Genomic DNA, 1,308 nt, shown 5'->3' with positions numbered 1-1,308 from the left:
TGGCATGATGTTCTCACGGTAACCGTTTTTTGGCGAAAACAATGATACCAGATCATCATGCCGTTCAAATTCCCGTCACAAAACGTCCACAGCCCCTAGTTCCTGTAAGGATTATTCCTCCACAACTTGTTTTATCTCCTACAGTCAAAAAGTGTCCTATAGCCATACTCCTTTCTCCCTATGCCGATACAATTTTACTGATAGAACAATTTATAATCTCCATGATATACCAGAAAATTTTAAGCATTCCACTATGAGCAAGGATCATTCAATAAAAATGTGACAAATGTCATTTCTAATCCAAAATCAAGTAATTACCTACCTTAAATTTAACGTAGTTCAACAGTTTAAAACCTCACTGACGCGCTACGCTTGTCTTCTCCGTGTTACCGGGCTAATAAATTAACCCGGTAACACGGAGAGCTGAAAGATCACCTACCAGAGAAAATATTTTTATCTACTCTCCCTATTAAAGAATTAGTAGTAAAACTGTTCACCCTGTTCACCTTTGAATAATTTTATTTAAATTCATGTTGTTAAAGGATGATGAGTTGAAATTAAACTCATCACCACTCTTCACCCAACCGTTCACCTCCAACCAGAAAAAGGTGAACGGTGATGAATAGTTGTGAACAGTTTAAAAGTAACTATTCACCCTATAATACTTTGATATATCTGGTTTAAATTATAGGGTGAACAGTGGTGAATACTTTTTATATTTCTTTGAAAAATATTTGTAATCAGAAAAAATTATTCTTCTGGCTGGCTATTCCCTGTCAGTTTCGGCATCCATTCGACAGCAGTATCAAGATTCAGGCTCAGATTGCTGCGAATGCCCTGTTTGCTTTTCTTGCGTAAATATTGCTGGCTGTATTCTGCCAACGCACCCGGCATATCCATACCGAAGCGAGTTACAGAAACAGGCTTGTTCAGGTTATTACCTTTCATATAAGCAAGGTAGGCGTGATAAAGATATTTACGGGGATTGAACGGCATAATTTCTGCATTGCCGATTAACAAACCGTCAGTTTCATGGGAAGCTATAAGATAACCGCAGAAATCAACCAGTGGATCGGTACCACGCTTAATATCCAATGCTTCCGCTGATTTCTGTTGTTCTGCTAGATGGTGTCGTCATGAGAAATTTCGTGCAATAATAATGCCCCATCATTCCATCATAAGAGTTGATTAACCATGAGTACACCTGCACACCGCCGCCACGATATTTCAGATCGCGTCTGGAGCCTACTTGAACCTCATTTGCCAGGACGTCAAGGCGCTTGGGGGCGTGTAGCTGAAGATAATCGG

Annotated in this window: 2 pseudogenes; one reads left to right on the top strand and one right to left on the bottom strand. The window is 39.6% G+C overall.

Annotation, left to right across the window (positions count from 1 at the left end):
- Nucleotides 1–750: 750 nt before the first annotated feature.
- Nucleotides 751–1,134, bottom strand: a pseudogene (locus Xets_RS18865) (primase-like DNA-binding domain-containing protein); the annotation flags it as partial.
- 60 nt (nucleotides 1,135–1,194) lie between these two features.
- Between Xets_RS18865 and Xets_RS18860 the strand changes: the two are divergent.
- Nucleotides 1,195–1,308 (top strand): annotated as a pseudogene (locus Xets_RS18860) (IS5/IS1182 family transposase); the annotation flags it as partial.

The sequence above is a fragment of the Xenorhabdus sp. TS4 genome (assembly GCF_014467265.1).
Taxonomy (GTDB): domain Bacteria; phylum Pseudomonadota; class Gammaproteobacteria; order Enterobacterales; family Enterobacteriaceae; genus Xenorhabdus; species Xenorhabdus ehlersii.
The sequence above is the reverse complement of the archived record's forward strand: the minus strand, read 5'-3'. Positions and strand labels throughout refer to the sequence as shown.